Source organism: Niabella sp. (assembly GCF_030150205.1).
Classification (GTDB): Bacteria; Bacteroidota; Bacteroidia; order Chitinophagales; family Chitinophagaceae; genus Niabella.
The window spans coordinates 44456-65111 of sequence record NZ_JASLGT010000011.1 but is presented as its reverse complement, the minus strand read 5'-3'; the positions used below and the strand labels follow the sequence as shown (position 1 = coordinate 65111).

Below are 20656 nucleotides of genomic sequence, written 5' to 3'. Positions count from 1 at the left end.
AATTTTAGTGAAAATATTATAAAATGATGGATTTATGTAATTTATTCGTCTAATTTTCTCGTTTCACCAGTTGCTGAGCCAGCTCTTTCAAGGGGATCTTTCTTTTTGATACCACCGCCATATCATCAAAATGCTGCAGGGCCTCATTTAAGAAACGGTGTTTGAGCTCAAGCGCCCAGTCGTCAATCCTGCAATCCTTGTATATCTTCAGTACGCGGTCCACTTTGTCGGCATCATTGCCCGCCAGCAGCCCATCCAGTTCTTCTTTTTTTTGGGCATCCTTAACCTCACCCAGCGCCTTTATCAGCAGGAATGTTTTTTTGTTGGCCAGGATATCGCCTCCCGCCTGTTTACCAAATTTCTCGGGGTCTCCAAAAGCATCCAGGTAATCGTCCTGAACCTGGAAGGCCAGTCCGATCTTTTTCCCTGCCTGGTACAAAAGATCCAGGTTGCCATAGCTTCCGCCTCCCAGGATACCGCCCATCTGTAAACTGGCTGCCAGCAGCACGGAGGTTTTTTTGGTGATCATCCCCAGGTATTCTTCCATGGTTACATCTCCCCGCTCCTCAAAATCCATATCCAGCTGCTGCCCTTCGCAAACCGCAACGGCCGTATGATTAAACAGCTCCAGGATCCGCTGTACCAGTGCAACATCAACCCGGGATATATATTCGTAAGCCCGGATCATCATTACGTCCCCTGCAAGAATGGCCGTACTTTCATTGTATTTGGTATGTACGGTCTGATGTCCGCGGCGCAATGGCGCTTTATCCATAATATCATCATGGATCAATGTAAAGTTGTGAAACAACTCAATGGCTGTGGCAGCATTCCAGGCGTCGGGGTGTATTTCTCCAAATAATTCGTTCGCCATGAGGCAAAGCACCGGGCGCAGCCGTTTACCGCCCATCGATAAAAAATAATTGTTGGGTTCGTATAAGGTATGCGGTTCCTGCGGAAAATGTGTTTTTTCAAATGTTTCGGAAAATAAAGCCGATAATTCTTCGAATGTATGCATGGCTCAAAAATAATGGTTCTTGCTCAAAAAAGCCGTTTTTCACAGCCTGTTTAAGTCCTCAAGCATTCGTATTACCCGTTCTCCTATGAACCATCGCAATGCGCCCTTTATCCAAAAATCTTTTTATGCTTTTAAAAAACAGCAACCTGCCAAATGAAAAAAGGCTGTTCAAAAGTCGCTTTATACGGTGTTGCGGTTTTGATCCGCTATGGCGGATCAAAACCGATTGATCGGTGTGCATTTTAGATGCCGGAACAATTCCGATAACTATCGGCACGGCAAGTGAACGACCTTCACACTATCTCCCGGATATACGGAACAATATTCCTCCGATTCCGGAGGGCCCTTTAGGGAGCCTGCTTTTTCTTTTTTGTCCGGCTGCCCTTTGCAGGTGTATCCAGCAATTCGGGTTTTACCCAATGATAATCGAGATAGCGTTTTTCAAGATTGGCAGCCACCACCTGTATGCGTACCTTATCGCCCATCGTAAACTTAATGCCGGTGCGCATGCCTACAATGGCATAATCGGCTTCGGAATGCTTAAATGAATCATATTCTGCAAGACTGGTCATACCAACCATGCCCTCACACAAATGATCAACGGTTTCTGCCCAGAAGCCAAATTTGGAAACGCCACTCACAATCGCGTCAAATTCTTCCCCTACAAACTGTTGCATATACTCTACCTGTTTGTATTTGTTGGCGCTGCGCTCCGCCTCCATGGCGGCCCGTTCGCGTTCGCTGCAATGCTTACATTTTTCTTCGAGCTTCTTATCTATTTTAGCCTTGTCTTCCAGGATCTCCAGCAGGATGCGGTGTACCATAATATCCGGGTACCGGCGTATGGGCGACGTAAAATGACAGTAATTTTCAAATCCAAGTCCGTAGTGACCAATATTGGAAGATGTGTATTTGGCCTTGGCCATGGTGCGGATGCCCAGCTGCTGCAATACCGCTTCTTCCGGCCGGCCTTTGATGTCTTTTAATAATTTATCAAAAGAAGCCGCAATGGTTTCAGCACTGGAAATATCAAATTTGTACCCAAACTTATGGGCAAAAGCTACAAAGGGCAATAACTTTTCCTCATCCGGCGTATCATGGATCCGGTAAGGAAATGGCAGTGTTTTATTATTGATCTTTACTTTTGAAGCGGTTTCCGCTACGTATTTGTTGGCCAGCAGCATCAGTTCCTCAATGAGTTGATGCGCTTCTTTACTTACTTTTAATACAATACCGGTAGGCACCCCATTCGCATCCAGTTTAAAGCGTACTTCAGTGGAGTTAAAATTGATGGCGCCTTCATCAAAGCGGTTCTGACGCAGCCGCTGGGATAGTTTATTTACCAACCCGATCACCTCCGCATGATCTCCCTGTCCGGTTTCAATGATCGCCTGCGCCTCCTCATACGTAAACCGCCGTTTCGAACGGATCACTGTTTTCCCCAGCCAGTATTGTTTCACCTCTGCTTTTTCATTCATCTGGAAGATGGCTGAAAAGGTAAGCTTATCCTCGTCCGGCCTTAATGAGCACAGCACATTGGAGATATGTTCCGGCAACATCGGGTTTACCCTGTCTGGCAGGTACACCGAAGTAGCCCGCAGGTACGCTTCATCATCCAGTGCCGTACCGGGAACCACATAATGACTTACATCGGCGATATGCACGCCTACTTCGTAGTTGCCATTTTTCAATATGCGGAACGAAATGGCATCATCGAAATCTTTGGCATCTTCGGGGTCGATGGTAAAGGTGAGAATATTGCGGATGTCTTTCCGTTTTGCCAGGTCCTCCTTCGTAATAGCATCCGGAATGCGGTTGGCCACTTCCATGGCTTCATCCGGGAACGACAATGAGAACCCTTTTTCAAGCAGGGTTTCTTTCATGGCAATATCCCCCGCCTGCGCTTCATCCAGTATGGAAACAATCGCTCCTACCGGTCGCTTATCTTCTTTTTCCCAGCGCAGCATTTTCGCCACCACTTTTTGTCCGTTCAACGCTCCGTTCAGGTGCTCTTCTGCTATATAAATATCCGGCAATCCTTTTTCTTTATCGCCCAGCACAAAGCCAAATCCCCTGTTCAGCTGAAGCGTACCGATAAACTCCGTACGGTTACGCTGCACCACTTCCATGATCTTGCCCTTGAGTTTTGTATCATAACCGGAAGTTAATTTTACCCGTACCACATCCCCGTCCATCGCATTGCGCAGGTCTTCCGGACGGACCAATACATCTTCTTCCTGACCGGGAACGATGACAAACCCTCTCCCGGATTTTGTTACTTCCAGGGTTCCTTTGAGCAATTGCTCGCCTCCAGAAGATGATTTATTTTTTTTCTTCTTTATTTTTTTCGCCATAAAATCAATGCGGTTTTTCAAAGTTTTGAATAAAATTCCCGATCAAGGTATCAAATTTTTTGCTCCCGTCCAATAAAAAGCAATGACGCACCGGCAACACAAACAATGCTACCTGCGCCAACTGTGCTTTAAATGGAAGCAGTCGTACACTGTCTTTTTCCGTTGTAATAAATGCAGCCGTACCGTCTTTAAAGGCCGTGTATTCAAGCAGCAGCCGGTCAATATCTGCCTGCCGGAACTCGTAATGGTCTTCAAAATAAAAGGTCCGGATCTCTTTTTTATATTGCAGCAACTCTTCCTTCAACGGCTCCGGATTGGCGATACCTGTTAACAACAGCAAGGTGCTGATACCATCCGGCACCCGCTGTTTCTCTCCAAAAGCCGGATACATAACTCCGTATTCCAGTGTTGCAAAAAGCACCTGCTGTCCGGGCTGCGGATTTATTTCCTGCAGGATGGCTTGCTGTTCCTGTTCCGGCAAGAAAGCGGGGCACTTGGTTACCACAATACAACCGGCTCCTTTATAGTGCGACTTCAGATCCCGGAGCTGTCCGGCGGGCAGGTAATAGTCTCCGGGAAACCGGTTATCATACGCTGTAAGCAGGATGTTGAGCCCGGCGGTAACAGCACGATGCTGAAACGCATCATCGAGCAGGATCACCTCCGGCTTTTCGTTTTGAAGCAGTGCGTCAATCGCCGTTGTTCTTTTTTCTGCCACCGCCACGGTGATCTCCGGAAATTTCGCATGAAACTGCATGGGTTCGTCTCCGATCATTGCGGCCGTTGTTTGATCATCCGCAACCAGGAATCCCCTGGTTTTGCGGCCATATCCACGGCTGACAGTTGCTATCCGGTAACGGTCCTTCAGCAGCCGCACGATATATTCAACCATGGGCGACTTGCCCGTACCGCCCACAGAAAGGTTCCCGATGCAGATCACCGGAAGCGGGTAAGACCAGCTTTTTTTTAACCCCGAATCGTACAAAAAACTAAAAAGACGAACGCCGGCAACATACAGCCATGAAACGGGTAACAGTAACTTATATTTCTTTTTGATAATGTTCTTAAAACTCATAAATCCCTTGCGGCGTAATACAATAGTTTAAAGGTACGTCAAATTTATCGGTATCTGCGATCAGGGGCACAGGTTCAAAATAACTTAACCCCACCAGCAGCGCATCCGGTCGCACTTCTTTCAGGTAGCGGTCATATACGCCCTTCCCATACCCTACGCGGTATCCCCGCTCATCAAAGCACAGTAACGGCACAAAGACCAGGTCCAGTTCCCGGGGTTGTGCCACCCTACCATCCGTTGGTTCGCTGATGCCAAATTCGTTCACGCTGAACAACGTGTTTTCATCCACCCAAACGGCTTCCATCAACGAAGACCGTGCGTCATAAACCGGGTAAGCAATCTGCAGACCGGGATTCCGGAATTCAAGATAACTTAAGATGGCATCGGTACTGATCTCCTTACGCCGTTCAATGGCGGCATAGCTGAATACAGCATGCAGAGGTGGCATGGACAGTTGTTGGAGGTTGATCAATAACAGATCATCCCATATTGCCTGTTGTTTTAAAGTAATCTGGGCACGTTGCTGCAAATATGCTGTTCTTGCTTCGGACTTTAGCATTTGTAAAGGTACTAAAAAACCGCGTTTAGCCTTCAGCATTCAGCATCGGGAATGCCTCAAACATCAGATCTATTTACAAAAACGGAAAAAATGGTGGTGCCGTAGTTTTTCTCGAAGCTGTATTTTTCAAACTGTTTGTAATCATTCCGGGGGGTATGCTCCAATACAAACCAGCCGTTCTCCTTCAGCAATTGCCTGCCGATGATGAGTTTCGGCAATTCATCAATGGCGGTTAACGCGTAAGGCGGACCAGCAAAAATAAAATCATAGGTCACATTGCAGCTTTCCAGGTATTTGAAAACATCCATTTTTACAAATTTCATGTTTTCAATTTTGAGCGTAGCAGCGGTTTTCTTTATAAACTCAAACATCACATTATCTTTCTCCACGATGGTGAGATCTCCGGCACCCCGGCTGGCCAGTTCATAGCTGATGCTGCCGGTACCACCAAACAGGTCCAGGGTCTTGATATCTTCAAAATCGATCCGGTGTTGCAGCACGTTAAACAACCCTTCTTTGGCAACATCCGTGGTTGGCCTTGTATAGGGCATCTTCGCCGGAGGATTGATCTTTCTTCCGCCTAATGCACCGGCGATAATTCGCATAGAGCAATTTGTTTTAGAGTAGTAAAATAGTGTGGCGGACAGGTTTGTTCGGCCTCAGCCAGCCAACCGGCATTCATTAACCGGATGTTCAGGAAATACGCATACAGCATTTTGTAAAGCTGTGCATCGGCATCGATCAGTCCTGAAACATTTACCTGCACCTCTGTTTGTGCAAGCTGATGTACTTCTGCGATCTTTAACAGGTAAAATAATACATCTTCGGGCGCCTTGTAGGTATAATGCTGTGCCAGCAACAACTTTCCGTCTTTTACTGCCACTACCGAAAAGGCATGATCAATGATATTTACATCCATGATCGCCCCTTTACTGTCTTGCAGCGCTTCGGTAATACGGATCTTTTGCAAATGCCAGTAAGATGCACCTGGTATATTATGAATGCACTCGTTCAGCAATGCAAAAGGCACCGAATAGTTGAGGGCAATATCGTTGCCTACATGCTCATTAAGAATATGGTCCTGCGGATCGGCACCTGCCAGGTGCAGCAATGCGCTGTTATCGCCCAGGTTCAACGCTGCCGGCAGTAAAGTATAGGCGGGAAAATCAAAGGCAATGATCTTTTTCTGAAAAGGATGCTGAATTTCCGGGATCCCGGACAGCAGTTCCTGCAAGCTGTTTTTTTCTGTTGAATACCATTTTAGCATTCCCAGCCTGGAGCCCAATGTATCACAAACAGCATAGGCCAAATACCCGGGGCCGGTCTGAATGGCCAAAACACTGTTTTCGGGGTCTAAAAAATATGTTCCGTTTATTTCAAATCTAGCCTGCACTTACTTTCTTATTAGGGAGCAAACGTACATAAAATTTTTCATTTGGGTTTTTGTATTGCAACCAGGAACGATTGCCGTAGATTACACAGGAACATAAAAATTTCGCGATACCTGCAGGGAATGTTCCCGCTGATTCACGCGGATTCTTTACGCAAATGGCGCGGAAATATCAGCGAAAATCTGCGAAGCCATCAGCGGCAATCTGCGGGAAAGAAATCGCATTATGGATACAGCAGGTACTGCTTCCGCATTTTTTTGTAAGCCCCCAAACCCGGCTCCCAGCTCTTGCGGATCTCGGCTTCTGACCGGCCTTCGATGATCTGCTTTTTAAAATCATAGACCCCGGCCAGCTTATCAATATCCCCGATCTGGTTGCTTTGCGTTTTATCAAAAAATTTCGACGGATCCGGATAAGCTTTATATAGTTCGATCATCCACTGAATATTGATCTTGCGCCCGCGGATCAGCCCCGTCATATCATAGTTGCGGAGGTCGAGTCCATAACATACCTGGTCTTTATGCAGTGGTGTAGCACTCATTCCTTTAATAGCTACCGGGGTAAATTCAAATGCATACTTGCCCTTCAGCGCCGGAGCGCCCAGTATTGCAAACGGGTAATGGGTGCCCCTGCCCTGACTGATAATGGTACCCTCAAACAGGCACAGGGAAGGATACAACAAAATGCTTTGCTGTGTGTTCAGGTTGGGAGAAGGCGCCACCGGCAGCGTATAGGGCAGATCATGCGTGTAATTGGCCACGGGTATGATCTTAATGGCTGCCTTCATTTTCCCGGGAAGCCAGCCCTCGCCATTGATCATTTGCGCCAGCTCGCCAATGGTAAGCCCATGTGCAATGGGAATGGGATAAGCGCCAATGCCCGACTTCAGCCGCATATCCAGCACAGGACCATCCACCAGGTAGCCATTTGGATTGGGCCGGTCCAGGATCAGCAGCTCTTTGTTATTTTCGGCGCAGGCTTCCATAATGCGGCCCATAACATTAATATAGGTGTAAAACCGCGTGCCCACATCCTGCACATCAAAGATCATTACATCCACATCTGCCAGGTCTTCTTTGGAAGGCTTGCTCTTTTTGCCATACAAGGAAATCACCGGGATACCGGTTTTTGCATCCACGGCATCATTGACTACGGCACCGGCATCTGCATCACCGCGAAAGCCATGCTCCGGGCCAAACACTTTTACGATTTTAATGCCGCGCGCCAGCAGGCTGTCTACCAGATGCAGGTTCCCGATCCGCGTTGTAGGATTGGCTAATACCCCTACGCGTTTACCCGCCAGGTACGGAACATATTTTTCGGTTTGATCCGCACCGGTCCTGATAGCATGTGCCGGGTCCGTTGCCGGTGTTTTGGGAACCCGGGCAGTGGCGCAGGAAACACATAATGCAATCAGTAAGAGGTTCAAAAAAATAAGCTTCATATCGTTTTATTTATCATTCAATCAGGCAGCTGCTAAAATACGGCATCCTTGGGAGAAATATAAAATGAGAACTCTTCAAAAATAGAAAAGTAAGCCTAACGTTCAGGGATAAAGAACCGGGGCAACAACAGGATATTCCGGTCTTTAATTTTATATCCAGCAATGTGCATATAAAAACTAACACTCGTTACTGAAAAGAAATTTCCCCTACATTTGTTGAAATAAAAATAAGATGTTACCTAAAGAAATATATATCCTCTCCGCGGTTCGTACGCCTATCTGCAGTTTTGGAGGAGCCCTGAAAGACCTTAGTGCTACCCAGCTGGGTGCTTTCGCTATTAAGGCGGCCCTGGCGAAGGCCAGCATAGATCCGGAGCTGGTAACCGATGTGATCATGGGATCTGTATTGCAGGCCAACCTGGGACAGGCCCCAGCCCGTCAGGCCGCAAAATTTGCTGGTTTGCCGGATAGCGTCAACTGTACAACCGTCAATAAGGTTTGCGCCAGCGGCATGAAAGCGATCGCCGGTGCCGTACAGCATATTGCCCTGGGCGATGCGGATATTGTTGTAGCCGGCGGCATGGAAAGCATGAGCAATGTTCCGTTCTATCTCAATAATATGCGCTGGGGCAATAAATACGGAAATACAGCGGCTATTGATGGTTTAGCAAAAGATGGTTTAACGGATGTATACAACGGTGAAGCGATGGGTATGGCGGCCGAATTATGCGCAGGTGAATGTGGCATCTCCCGGGAAGCACAGGATGCCTTTGCCACAGAAAGCTATCACCGCAGCCAGCGCGCCTGGGAAACCGGAAAATTTGATGCGGAAGTGATACCGGTAGCAGTCCCTTCCCGTAAGGGAGATCCGGTGATTATTTCAAAAGATGAGGAGCCGTTCAATGTAAAATTTGATAAAATAGCCACGTTGAAACCTTCTTTTAAAAAAGACGGTACGGTTACCGCCGCAAACGCCAGCACGATGAATGATGGCGCTGCAGCCCTGGTGCTCATCAGCAAAGAAAAGGCGGAAGCCCTGGGATTACGTCCCATTGCCAGGATCCTGTCTTATGCCGATGCAGAACAGGCCCCCGAGTGGTTTACCACAACGCCCTCACTGGCTGTTCCCCGGGCAGTTGAAAAAGCCGGCCTGGGTATGACCGATATCGATTTCTGGGAGCTGAATGAAGCATTTAGCGTAGTGGGTATTGAAAATACCCGGCGCATGAAATTAGACCCGGCAACGGTAAATGTAAACGGAGGCGCGGTATCGATCGGGCATCCCCTGGGTGCCAGCGGTGCCCGCATCATTGTAACCCTGATCCAGGTGCTCCACCAAAATAATGGCCGCTATGGTGCTGCAGGCATCTGTAACGGTGGCGGTGGTGCCAGCGCGATGGTGATAGAACGGATAATTTGAAAATGTGGCAATTTGAAAATGTGAAAATGTGGAGATGTGGAAATGTGTAAATGGAATTACTTCTCAGGCATGAAACGAAATCCAACATTAAACAGCTTGTAGCCTTCAGTTATCAGTTTTCAGTTATCAGTATTGTACATCGAATATGAAACAGGATCTAACGTGAAACCTTGAACCTGGAACAAGCTTTCAGCGTTCAGCGAGCATGAGTCCGGTTAGGAATATGGAGCAGTATTTGGTGAGCAATATCGGCCATCCTGTATCGAATGTGAAACCAGCGGTTAGCAACACCCCCTGTCCCATCGGTCTCCCTGTCGCCCAAAACATATGAAAATTTGAAAATGCAGAGATGTGGAAATGAAATTACTTCTCAGGCATGCAACGAAATCCAACATTAAACAGCTTGTAGCCTTCAGTTATCAGTATTGTACATCGAATATGAAACAGGATCTAACGTGAAACCTTGAACCTGGAACAAGCTTTCAGCGTTCAGCATTCAGCCCTCAGCGTTTAGCGTTCAGCCTGTCGCTGATTGCTTTTATGATCTTCACTGCGTGCTCGCGGGAATTTTCGATAAACAACCGGTGCGTGTTCATGCCCCCGCAAATCACACCGGCAAGGTATACGCCTCTTACACTGGATTCATGGGTTTCCGGATCCAATAGCGGACATTTTACCGCATCATCACTCAGCTCAATACCGATTTGTTTTAAAAACTGCAGGTTGGGCTGATAGCCGGTGGCAGCAATTACAAAGTCATTCTTCAATGTAACCATGCCTTCTGGTGTATCGATATCTACCTCCTGTTCCCTTATTTCCCGGATGGTGGAATTGAAAAGTGCTTTAATGGAGCCTTCCTTAATGCGGTTCTCAATATCCGGACGTACCCAATATTTTACCCGGGTTCCTATTTCCGGTCCGCGCACCACCATGGTAACCCGGGCACCCTTTCGCCAGGTTTCCAGCGCCGCATCCACACCGGAATTCATGGCGCCCGCTACCACCACATCCTGAAATGCATAAAAATGCGGGTCCTTATAGTAATGCGTTACTTTGGGCAGCTCTTCGCCCGGCACATTCAGCAGGTAAGGAATATCATAAAAACCCGTAGCAATAATGATCTGATCGGCAGTATAGGTGCTCCGGGATGTGATCACCTCGAAAAGATCCACACTCCGCTCCACCTGCTGTACGGCTTCAAACAGGCGGATATTCAGGTTAAAGGAGCTGGTTACCCGCCGGTAGTATTCGAGCGCTTCATTGCGGGTTGGTTTGGGGTTATTGGAAACAAAGGGCACTCCGCCGATCTCCAGCCGCTCCGAGGTGGAAAAAAAAGTCATGTTCACCGGGTAGTTATAAAGCGAGTTTACCAGGCTTCCTTTTTCTAAAATCACATAATCCAGCCCCGCTTTTTGTGCTTCAATGGCACAGGCCAGCCCGATAGGCCCGCCTCCGATGATGATGATCGAAAAATGCTGCATCCTGCAAATTTCAGGGATCGGCTCCCGAATGCCAAATTTTATACTCCGGCGGATACGGCCAATCATAAGCGCAGCCCGGGACACCGTCTTTTCTGCGTGCCAGCCATAGAAAAGACGGGTTCCGTTTTATAATTGTATTTTGAAAGTTTTAATGGGAGAACAGGGAATAATCCTTCTTTGGTTTTCTGACGCATCTCACTTAAATTTGCCACTCTTAAAAAAGACAATTTACAAAGTATGGCAAGGAGTATAGCTTTCAGAGAAGCCCTCAGAGAGGCAATGACCGAAGAAATGAGAAGAGACGAACGCGTGTTTCTGATGGGTGAGGAAGTAGCTGAATATAATGGTGCGTACAAAGTAAGCCAGGGAATGCTGGCCGAATTTGGTGAAAAAAGGGTGATTGATACCCCTATTTCCGAATTGGGTTTTGCGGCAGTTGGCGTAGGTGCCGCTCAGAACGGCCTTCGTCCGATTGTAGAATTCATGACCTGGAACTTTGCGGTACTGGCCCTGGATCAAATTTTAAATACCGCTTCTAAGATGCTGGCAATGAGCGGTGGGCAAATTTCATGTCCAATTGTTTTTCGCGGCGGAAACGGTTCTGCAGGACAGTTGGGTGCACAGCACTCCACGGCATTTGAGTCCCTGTATGCCAATATTCCGGGTCTTAAAGTTGTATCGCCAAGTACGCCTTATGATGCTAAAGGACTTTTAAAACAAGCCATCCGGTACGAAGAAGACCCGGTGATGTTTATGGAAAGTGAAGTCATGTACGGGGATAAAATGGAAGTACCCGAAGAAGAATATTATATCGAACTGGGCAAGGCTGATGTAAAAAAAGCCGGAACCGATGTTACCATCATTTCTTTTAATAAAATGATGAAAGTAGCATTGGGTGCTGCCGCTGAGTTGGAAAAAGAAGGGATCAGCGCTGAAGTGATCGACCTGAGAACCATCCGTCCGCTGGATATGGATACCATCCTTGCCAGTGTACGTAAAACAAACCGGTTGGTAATTGTGGAAGAGCAATGGCCCTTTGCCTCTGTTTCATCCGAAATCTCTTACCGCGTTCAGAAAGATGCGTTCGATTACCTGGATGCGCCCATCCGCCGGATCACTGCGGCCGATGCCCCCCTGCACTATGCACCCAACCTGGTTGCTGCAGCATTGCCGGATGTTCCCCGCACGGTGAAACTGGTAAAAGAAGTGATGTATATGAAGAAATAACCCGGATCGGGTTCTGTTGGAATGCTCCCGATATGTTGTGTTTTCTGATTAGTTATTTTAAAAAGATCCTGTGCCAAAAAACAAAAACAACGATAATCAACACGAGATTCTGATCATTGACGACGAAGCATCCATAAGAAAAACGCTGTCGGAGATCCTTTCCTTTGAAGGTTACCGGATTTCTGAGGCAACCGACGGCGAAGAGGGGCTGAAATTATTTTCGGAAAAAACATTTAATGCCGTTTTATGCGACATTAAAATGCCGAAGATGGATGGTCTTGAATTCCTTGAAAAGGCAACCAGCCTTTCACCCGATATTCCGGTTATTATGATCTCCGGGCATGGTACGATCGAAACAGCGGTGGAAGCTGTAAAAAAAGGTGCCTATGATTTTATTTCCAAACCACCGGATCTGAACCGCCTTCTCATCACCATTCGTAATGCCATGGAGAAAACCTCCCTGGTGGCCGAAACCAAGGTGCTGCGGAAAAAGGTTTCTAAAGTTCAGGAAATTGTAGGCACTTCCGCCCCTATTGAAAAAATCAAAGAAACCATTAATAAGGTAGCGCCCACTGAGGCCCGTGTGCTGGTAACCGGAGCCAATGGTGTTGGCAAAGAACTGGTAGCCCGCTGGATCCACGAATTAAGCAGTCGCTCCAATAGTCCGCTGGTTGAAGTAAACTGTGCCGCTATACCAACCGAATTGATTGAATCTGAATTATTTGGACACGAAAAAGGATCTTTTACTTCAGCTATCAAGCAACGCATTGGCAAATTTGAACAGGCCAATGGCGGTACCCTTTTCCTGGATGAAATTGGTGATATGAGCCTGAATGCACAGGCCAAGGTATTGCGGGCATTGCAGGAAGGAAAGATCACCCGTGTAGGTGCCGATAAGGATATTAATGTAGATGTACGGGTGATTGCGGCCACCAACAAAGACCTGCTCCAGGAAGTAGAAGATAAAAATTTCCGCCTGGATCTGTATCACCGGTTGAGTGTGATCCTCATCAATGTACCATCACTCAATGAACGCAGAGATGATATTCCCCTGCTGGTAGATCAGTTCCTGGATGATATTTGTAAGGATTACGGCATTACCAAAAAGGGCATTGATGAAGGCGCTATCGAGTCCCTGCAACAATATAACTGGACCGGCAATATCCGGGAACTCCGGAATGTGGTAGAGCGACTGGTGATCCTGAGCGGTAAAACCATTACGGCCGGCGATGTTCAAAACTATGTAGCCATCGGCTAAGAACATTCGTTATATCCGGAAGCCGGCAGGTTCTGCAAATATGGCGTTCCCCAATTACATCTTTTACTAACGGGTGTACTATGATCAAGAAAGCCATTGTTTACTTTTTAGCCAAAAGCCCGGCTCCTTTCAGAGATTTTATATTTAGTCTGAAGCGGTACTCCCTGTTTGGAAAAGCAGCAGCTTCGCCCCCCTTTTTTTTATCCCTGATCGACGGGCGTAATTTTCATGGCGGTTTTGCCGACCGGATGAAGGGGATCATTTCCTGTTTTGCCTTTTGCCATCAAAATAAGATTCCGTTCCGTATTCACTATACCTTTCCCTTTACATTAACCGATTTTCTGATCCCGAATACTTATGACTGGACCTTACAAAAAGATGAGGTCATCGCGGCACAGATAACGGATGTTACTTATCTCAACCTTGTGGGCTCCTCTTCCATCGAACGCCTGCTCCATTTAAAAAACGGAAAAAAACAGGTACACTGTTATGCCAACCGGGATGTAATAAATGCGCTGAATGCCCATTACCACACCCAGCATACCTGGGGCGACCTGTTTCGCCAACTGTTTCGTCCGGCTGAAATACTGGAACAGGAATTGCAAAAAAAAAGAAGCCTGCTGCCAGCCCGGTATATAGGCATGGCCTTCCGCTTTCAAAACCTGCTGGGTGATTTCCAGGAATACCAGGTAGCTGCCCTGCCCGAAGCAGAACAACGGGCATTAATGGAGCAATGCCGGAACTTCCTGATCCGTTTTCGGCAGCAGGTCAATGTTCCGATACTGGTTACATCGGACAGCTACCGGTTTTCCCAATCCCTTGCAGGGCTGGAGCAGCTCTATTGTTTTCCTGAACAGAACCACCACCTCGATCTCCGGACCAATCTGCCCCGGACCGCCTACCTGAAATCCTTTACCGATTTTTTCCTGCTCTCGGAAAGCCAGAAAGTGTATGCAGCAGGAACCGAAAAAATGTACCGCACTGAGTTTCCGGTGTATGCAGCCCGTTTAAATGAACGCCCCTTTGAACGGATCCTTATTGAATGACCGTCCATCGCTTCTTATGACCACAGCCAATGAGCCGCGGGGCCGTTACGCATAACCAGGGTAATATTGTGGCATCAGGCATTGTTTGGCATTTAACCTATAAATTTACAGCATGATCCATTTGTTCAACCCAACCTGCATCCATTAATCACCGGCCGTGGAAGTAAATTTCAAACATAATTTCAGGGGCTATTTCCGGTTTTACCACTCTGTTTTAGGTAATAAAATTTACCTGTACCTGGTGTTAAATGTGCTGGTAGGATTGCTTGACGGGATCGGACTCGCGCTGTTCATTCCGCTTTTTACCCTGTTATTCAATTCCGGTAGCGATACGCAGCTCTATACGGGGAAACTGCATTACTTAACAGATTTGCTGTCGAAGGCCGGTATTTCACTTACCCTTGTCAACATCCTGGTTATTGTAGTGGTGGTATTTTCGGTTAAAGGTGCTATCCGTTTTTTACAAACGCGTTATCTCGCCAGGGTACGCTTTCTCTTTATCCGGGAAGTTCGGGTAAAATTACTATACCTGCTGAATGATCTTTCCTATACAGGATTCCTGAAACTGAATGCCGGGAAAATCCAGAACGGTCTTACCACCGAAATCGGGGGACTGTACAATACGCTTACCAGTTATTTTAATACTATACAACACCTGGCCATCCTTATCACCTATTATATACTGGCCTGTATTGCAGATATCCAGTTTGCCACCATGGTATTGCTTTTTGGTGCGGCGAGTAATTTACTTTACCGGAAACTGTTTTCAAGAACCCAGAAAATATCCGTAGGCATATCCAAAAAAAGCGATACGTTCATTGGCTACCTGATCCAATCTGTTGCGCATTACCGGTACCTGAAAGCCACCAATTACTTTAAACGATACCTGAAAAAACTGGAACGGTCCATTGACGAGATCGAAAACCTGCACTTCAGAATGGGCTTTTTCTCTGCTTTATCGGAAGGGATCAAGGAGCCGGTAGCGATTATTACGATCAGTGCGGTGCTGTTCCTGCAGTTTTACCTGTTTCCCGGAAGCGACAAAAACGCAATCCTTGTAAGCCTGCTGTTGTTTTACCGCTCGCTTTCCCAGCTGAGCCTGTTGCAAACAAGCTGGCAGTTTTTTGCCCAAAACACCGGCAGTATTCATTCCGTTACCGGCCTGGTAGGCCAGATGCAGCAAGCCGGAGAGCCCGCAGATGCACACCAGGCCACTGTCAACACCGTTGGCGATATCCGGCTTACAGATATCTCCGTAAGCTATACCGGACGAACTATATTGGAAAAGATCAGCCTGCATATTCCCCGCTATCAGACCGTAGCCTTTGTAGGCGAAAGCGGATCGGGAAAAACAACACTGGCACATGTCGTCATCGGGCTGATCCCGCCCACTGCCGGCACTGTAAGCATTGGCAACCGGTCGCTCAATGACCTGAATCTTGAAGCCTACCGGGACAAAATAGGATATATATCCCAGGACCCTGTGGTGTTTAGCGATACCATCTTTAATAATGTTACCTTCTTTGACACACCCACACCCGAAAACCAGGCGCGGTTTCAGAAGGCGGTACAGCAGGCCTCACTGGCCGGCTTTATTGACGCCCTTCCGGAAAAGGAACAAACACAGGTAGGTGATAACGGCATTTATATTTCGGGCGGACAAAAACAACGCCTGTCTATAGCCCGTGAACTGTATAAAAATGTGGAAGTGCTGGTTTTGGATGAAGCCACTTCAGCATTGGACTCTGCCACGGAAAATATCGTTCAAAAAAGTCTGGAACTGTTGCACGGTCACTGTACCATCATCATCATTGCGCATCGCCTGGCCACCATCAAAAAAGCAGACCGGATTTTTTTGATCCGGGATAAATCCATCGCAGCACAGGGGTCCTTTGAAGCGCTCCAGCATTCCTCTGAAGATTTTCAGCAAATGATTACCGCCCAGCTTTTTTAAGGTTAAGGATATACAAAACGGCAGCCGTCCAGCTCTCTCAGCCAGGTATTAAAAAATGCACTGTTCTTGCCGTAACTATTGTCAAAACAAACTACCGGTTTAGCCAGGAGTAACGCCAGGATCATCCCATGCAAACGATTTGTATAGATCCGGTCATATTGCAGGAACATCCGGATACCAATCCGCATCTGTTGCTCGCTAAAACGGCTTCCCTTAAGTCCAAAGCTATCACTAACCCATAAGCCGCGCATGTTCCAGCCAATCATACGCCGGGCCAGCCTTGTTTGATAATGCGCTGCCGTTTCCTGCAATTGCTGCCAGGCGCCCTCACGCGGAACAACACCCGGCCAGTCCCGGACCTCCAGTTGCCCGTGCTGCTGGTCATCCCGTATAAAGTTCCGCTCTGCGTCTTCATGTGTTCCGATCTCCTTATCCGTCCGGCAGAGATACAGATCCCGTCCTGACAGACTGTTGCGCCGGTACTCCTCTAAATTGAGGCAAAAGGCCATATCCGGCATCAGCAGGATCCGGTTGCGGGGAAAATGTTCCTGCAAAAAATGAAAAGATCCGGCATCACGGGCACAGATCGTAAGATCCGGATGCCGGCCATAGATCTCCTTATCTGCCTGAAGATTTTTTTTATCCTGGTACCAAACCGTTTGAGGCAGCACCACAATCCGCTGCCGGGTCCTTTGCGCAATAATACCCGTTCTGAAACGGTGATGCGATGGCCACAGATCACCGAAGTTTCCACCACCATGCATTAAAATGATGCCACGGTGCGGCAAATATGAGTCGTTGAAAAAGATATTGCTGGCTTTATAAAGAAGCCGGCTGGGTAAGGCTTTCAAAAACGCTGCGGTACCGCAAGCGATCAAACTGTCTCCAATATTTTTATGAAAGGGCACATCCAGCCAGGAAAAATCATCATCAATCAATGATTGCAAACCGTTTTGGATTTTACTACCCAGCATTTTCAAAATCGCTTCATCATTCATCAATATATGTTTTCCGTTTTATAAAAACCCGTTTCAACAAACGGAGGATATCGGATAGCCTCAGGTATTTATAGGGATAGGGACTTCGCATCATCTCCAGGTATTCGCCCGGTGTAAATTCGGGGTTCACCACATAAATGGTATAGCTGTACAGCTTATACAACAGATAATTCAGATGCCTGTTTTTATAGATCCGTTCCTGCTTTTCCACTACTCTCAGCACCGCGTTAAAACCAGCAATCCGGAACCCGGTTGTATCATTTTTGTTGGCACAGATCTGGTCAATCTGCTTTTCATTTAAATACGGGAACCGGTAATTGAAATATGCCCGCCGTACCTTATACATAATGGCATATTGAGAAAGCCGCCGTTCAACACTTACCTGGCCTTCGTGGATTCTTTTATAAAGCAATATTTTATCAATCAGGGCAAACCGGATCTCATTTGTGGCAAAATCTACCAGTAGCTTGTAGTCCTCCGCATCATCATATGCCGCATCATATGCAAACCGCTCAAACAGCTGGCGACGCATCATTAAAGTAGGATGACACAACGGAGGTCCGTTCAAAAGCCGGATGCAGATCTGTTCATGCCCTTCCGGTTCTACACTGCGGTTGCTGGCCGCTCCAAAGCATTGGAACTGGGTCCCCACAACGTCAACCTCCGGATATTTATCCAGATAAGCCCGCTGCAGCTGTAAACGGTCCTTATGACAAATATCGTCAGCATCCATCCGGGCGATATAGATACCGCGGGCCGCCTGTATCCCCAAATTCAACGCCTGTGAAATGCCTTTAATGCTATGATCCTGCAAAATGCGGATGCGCTCATCCTGATAAGCCCGGGCAATGGCAACGGAATCGTCGGTTGACCGGTCATCTATAATGATCAGCTCAAAAAAGCGATCACCCTGGTTCATCAGGGAATCCAGGCATTCCTTCAAATACCGTGCTCCGTTATGAACCGGCATGATGATCGATATTAATTCATTCCCCATTACAAAATCGCGAAGGTACCACAATGGTGCATCTCAAGTGAACATGGTGCCGCTCTTTATACTGCATTTGATTAAAGGACTAAGTTATGAAAAATAGAAATATTTAATTACCTTCCCTCGGGCGATGACATTCATTTCCGTTTTATATTTCTCCAACTGAATATGCCAAATTCGTATACGGTCAGCGTTTGTATTACTACCTATAATATGGAGCATTATATTGCACGGGCTTTGGATAGTGTGGTGAAACAGGAAACCGGGTTCAGCTACGAGATCATTGTTGCAGATGATGCCTCCACCGATCAAACCGTGGCCATCGTAAAAACCTATCAGGCATTATTGGGCAACCGGCTAAAGCTGCTGGAATCTGAAAAGAATCAGGGCGTTATGGCCAATTACAATAGGGCGCTGGAATGTGCTTCCGGAGCATTTATTGCTTCACTGGATGCCGATGACTACTGGATCGATATCCATAAACTGCAAAAGCAGGTAAATCTTTTTTATACACAGCCGGATATCGGGTATATCCATACCAATTTTTATTACGAAGATGAAACAACCGGGGAACGGGTAATCGCCCGGGATCAATATTATCAGTTCCCGGAGGAAGATGCTTTTACCAGTACCCTGCTTCATTATGACATCTTCTTTTCTTCCTCCTGTTTCCGTCGAACCCTGATCAACTTTGACGAGCTAAAGGTATACGCCGAAAAGAAATTCTATGCGCAGGACCTTGCGCTGTTTTTGCACCTTACCCGGATATCCAACGGATTTTATATGCCGGATCCAACAACGGTATGTTGTTACCGCACTAATTCACGCAGCCGGTTGCAAAACGCTGAGCAGCGTATTGAAAATTACCGGAACACTGCCGCCATTGAGGATTACTTTATTGCTCAAACTCCTATTCCTGCATCACTTAATGCCCGGCGAATCTTTAATAAGCGGTTGACCATCCTGCTTGCCAGTTGGGAAACCCGGAATTATCATTTTGTAAAACAACATACGGAGGAACTAAGTTTAAGATCCGTTCTGCGTCATCGTCCGGGCGTGGCTTATATTTATATTGCTTCAAAGAACCCGCTGCTCTTCCGTTTGCTACTTCCCTGGGTGTTACGCAATCGAACGCTGTCGGACAGGGTGCAATAATTGCATAAAGGATCATGCAGGCCCTATAAAACAAACCACATACCTGCACTTCATCATTGGCATTCCCAATGCACGTTAATCATTAAGGATTTGATCCTGGTTGTTTACCGGGTATTCCGGATTACATCCCGGTACCAGTCATCTAATTTTTTCCCAATGGGCTCGTAACCGAACCAATCGATGGCTTTCCGCGCTATTTTTTCCGGATCATACCGGTGATAATGCGCTCTTATACGGCGGATAGCATCCGTAAGTCCTGCTTCATCCCCAGCCAGTACCAGCACTCCATTTTCATCCCGGACCAACTCCCCGATGCCGCCCACACTGGTAGCTACCACGGGCACACCACAACAAAATGCTTCACCAATAACACAGGGCGAGTTTTCCGCGTTGCTGAAAATCACCAGCAGATCGGTGGCCCTTAGTGCTGCAGCAACCGTTTCATTAGATTGTATACCGGGAAACCGGATACCGGGATATTGCTTCTGGTACCGTTCGTTCATAGCCGGGGGAAGACCCAGGATACAAAGCGAAAACTCCTGTTGGGGCAGGTTTAGAAAAGCGCGTATAATGCCCTCTACATTCTTTTTTGCCGCGCCGCCTGAAATATGCAACAATTGAAACGGCCCGGCATGCTGCCGCTCTTCGCGATAAAAAAAGCGCGTATCAACCGCATTGTTGATGACCACATATGAAACCGGCCGGCCCAGCTGATTGATCTCCTTTCCCAGGTAATCGCTTACGGAATGTATGCCAGCCGCGCGGTGAAAGGTGGTTGTGATGATCCGCCGGAACCAGGATGGCCGCTGAAGATAGTGGTTCTCCACCACCCTGTTATACCCGTCCCAATGCTCGGTTACCACAAATGGAATCCCATACTTCCGTTTGATCCACTGCGCCATAAGCCCCGCTTTAAATGGAATGTGCACATGTACCAGGTCCGGTTTCCCGTGCTGCGCAATATAGGCCCTGATCGCCTTCTTAAACAGGCTATTCCACCAGAAATACGACTGTATCTTTCCCCCCAGGCCCTGCTTTTTAGGATAATAGATGCATTGTTCCGTAAGATTGGGATAGGCATCACCGGTAGTTGAAACATCCTCCACTTTCTTTGCCTCCGGATCGGGTGTGATCTTAATAACATGGACCTGGTTGTATAGGGATACCGCCCGTGCATGACGCTGTACAAAATCCCCATCGAACGGAGCCACCCGGTTCGGATACCAGCTGCATAGCCACAATACATGGCGCTTCAATTCCATTGGAGCAAATTTAAAGTAATTCG

The 20656-nt window shown here is 47.2% G+C and carries 17 protein-coding genes; 6 read left to right on the top strand and 11 right to left on the bottom strand.

The features are described from left to right. Positions 1 to 49: 49 nt before the first annotated feature. The 7 genes from Q1V85_RS10585 to Q1V85_RS10555 all read right to left on the bottom strand — a co-directional run bounded on the left by Q1V85_RS10585 (position 50) and on the right by Q1V85_RS10555 (position 7841). The gene (locus Q1V85_RS10585) at positions 50 to 1018 is read right to left on the bottom strand and encodes a polyprenyl synthetase family protein (protein WP_300599685.1); all 969 of its coding nucleotides are present in this window, start codon (positions 1016 to 1018) and stop codon (positions 50 to 52) included. A 347-nt stretch (positions 1019 to 1365) separates the two neighbouring features. After that, entirely contained in the window at positions 1366 to 3372 is a 2007-nt protein-coding gene (gene rnr, locus Q1V85_RS10580; RefSeq protein WP_300599683.1) for a ribonuclease R, read from the bottom strand. Positions 3373 to 3376: 4 nt separating this feature from the next. Beyond that, positions 3377 to 4447, bottom strand: coding sequence for a tetraacyldisaccharide 4'-kinase (lpxK, locus tag Q1V85_RS10575; protein ID WP_300599681.1), 1071 nt, complete (start codon positions 4445 to 4447; stop codon positions 3377 to 3379). Next, positions 4437 to 5006 (bottom strand): 5-formyltetrahydrofolate cyclo-ligase, encoded by a 570-nt coding sequence (locus Q1V85_RS10570; protein ID WP_300599680.1) that lies wholly within the window; start codon positions 5004 to 5006, stop codon positions 4437 to 4439. Before Q1V85_RS10570 ends, lpxK begins: the two co-directional genes overlap by 11 nt. Before the next feature lie 56 nt (positions 5007 to 5062). Then, positions 5063 to 5611: an RsmD family RNA methyltransferase gene (locus Q1V85_RS10565; protein WP_300599678.1), complete on the bottom strand. Its 549-nt coding sequence runs from the start codon at positions 5609 to 5611 to the stop codon at positions 5063 to 5065. After that, complete coding sequence (locus Q1V85_RS10560; protein WP_300599676.1) at positions 5587 to 6399, bottom strand: DUF3822 family protein; 813 nt, start codon at positions 6397 to 6399, stop codon at positions 5587 to 5589. Before Q1V85_RS10560 ends, Q1V85_RS10565 begins: the two co-directional genes overlap by 25 nt. Positions 6400 to 6620: 221 nt before the next feature. Next, entirely contained in the window at positions 6621 to 7841 is a 1221-nt protein-coding gene (locus Q1V85_RS10555) for a DUF1343 domain-containing protein (RefSeq protein ID WP_300599674.1), read from the bottom strand. 232 nt (positions 7842 to 8073) lie between these two features. Here Q1V85_RS10555 and Q1V85_RS10550 point away from each other — a divergent pair, with 232 nt between their 5' ends. Next, positions 8074 to 9261, top strand: a complete 1188-nt coding sequence (locus Q1V85_RS10550; protein ID WP_300599672.1) for an acetyl-CoA C-acyltransferase — start codon at positions 8074 to 8076, stop codon at positions 9259 to 9261. A 503-nt stretch (positions 9262 to 9764) separates the two neighbouring features. Here Q1V85_RS10550 and Q1V85_RS10545 read toward each other — a convergent pair. Further along, complete coding sequence (locus Q1V85_RS10545; RefSeq protein WP_300599670.1) at positions 9765 to 10742, bottom strand: YpdA family putative bacillithiol disulfide reductase; 978 nt, start codon at positions 10740 to 10742, stop codon at positions 9765 to 9767. 237 nt (positions 10743 to 10979) lie between these two features. Here Q1V85_RS10545 and Q1V85_RS10540 point away from each other — a divergent pair, with 237 nt between their 5' ends. The 4 genes from Q1V85_RS10540 to Q1V85_RS10525 all read left to right on the top strand — a co-directional run bounded on the left by Q1V85_RS10540 (position 10980) and on the right by Q1V85_RS10525 (position 16227). After that, positions 10980 to 11969 (top strand): pyruvate dehydrogenase complex E1 component subunit beta, encoded by a 990-nt coding sequence (locus Q1V85_RS10540; RefSeq protein WP_300599668.1) that lies wholly within the window; start codon positions 10980 to 10982, stop codon positions 11967 to 11969. Positions 11970 to 12039: 70 nt separating this feature from the next. Then, the gene (locus Q1V85_RS10535) at positions 12040 to 13227 is read left to right on the top strand and encodes a sigma-54 dependent transcriptional regulator (protein WP_300599665.1); all 1188 of its coding nucleotides are present in this window, start codon (positions 12040 to 12042) and stop codon (positions 13225 to 13227) included. Between the two features lie 80 nt (positions 13228 to 13307). Next, complete coding sequence (locus tag Q1V85_RS10530; RefSeq protein WP_300599662.1) at positions 13308 to 14273, top strand: hypothetical protein; 966 nt, start codon at positions 13308 to 13310, stop codon at positions 14271 to 14273. 157 nt (positions 14274 to 14430) lie between these two features. Next, positions 14431 to 16227, top strand: a complete 1797-nt coding sequence (locus Q1V85_RS10525; RefSeq protein ID WP_300599660.1) for an ABC transporter ATP-binding protein — start codon at positions 14431 to 14433, stop codon at positions 16225 to 16227. A gap of 2 nt (positions 16228 to 16229) precedes the next feature. Here Q1V85_RS10525 and Q1V85_RS10520 read toward each other — a convergent pair whose 3' ends face one another. Together Q1V85_RS10520 and Q1V85_RS10515 are read right to left on the bottom strand one after the other, a co-directional pair. After that, positions 16230 to 17225 (bottom strand): polysaccharide pyruvyl transferase family protein, encoded by a 996-nt coding sequence (locus tag Q1V85_RS10520; RefSeq protein WP_300599658.1) that lies wholly within the window; start codon positions 17223 to 17225, stop codon positions 16230 to 16232. Beyond that, positions 17218 to 18195, bottom strand: a complete 978-nt coding sequence (locus tag Q1V85_RS10515) for a glycosyltransferase (protein ID WP_300599655.1) — start codon at positions 18193 to 18195, stop codon at positions 17218 to 17220. Before Q1V85_RS10515 ends, Q1V85_RS10520 begins: the two co-directional genes overlap by 8 nt. 189 nt (positions 18196 to 18384) lie before the next feature. Between Q1V85_RS10515 and Q1V85_RS10510 the strand changes: the two genes are divergently transcribed. Further along, positions 18385 to 19371, top strand: a complete 987-nt coding sequence (locus Q1V85_RS10510; protein WP_300599653.1) for a glycosyltransferase — start codon at positions 18385 to 18387, stop codon at positions 19369 to 19371. A 104-nt stretch (positions 19372 to 19475) separates the two neighbouring features. On the opposite strand, the gene Q1V85_RS10505 is transcribed toward Q1V85_RS10510, so the two are convergent. Further along, positions 19476 to 20633 carry a glycosyltransferase gene (locus Q1V85_RS10505; RefSeq protein WP_300599651.1) on the bottom strand — a complete coding sequence of 386 codons (1158 nt, stop codon included), beginning with the start codon at positions 20631 to 20633 and terminating at the stop codon, positions 19476 to 19478. Positions 20634 to 20656 lie beyond the last annotated feature (23 nt).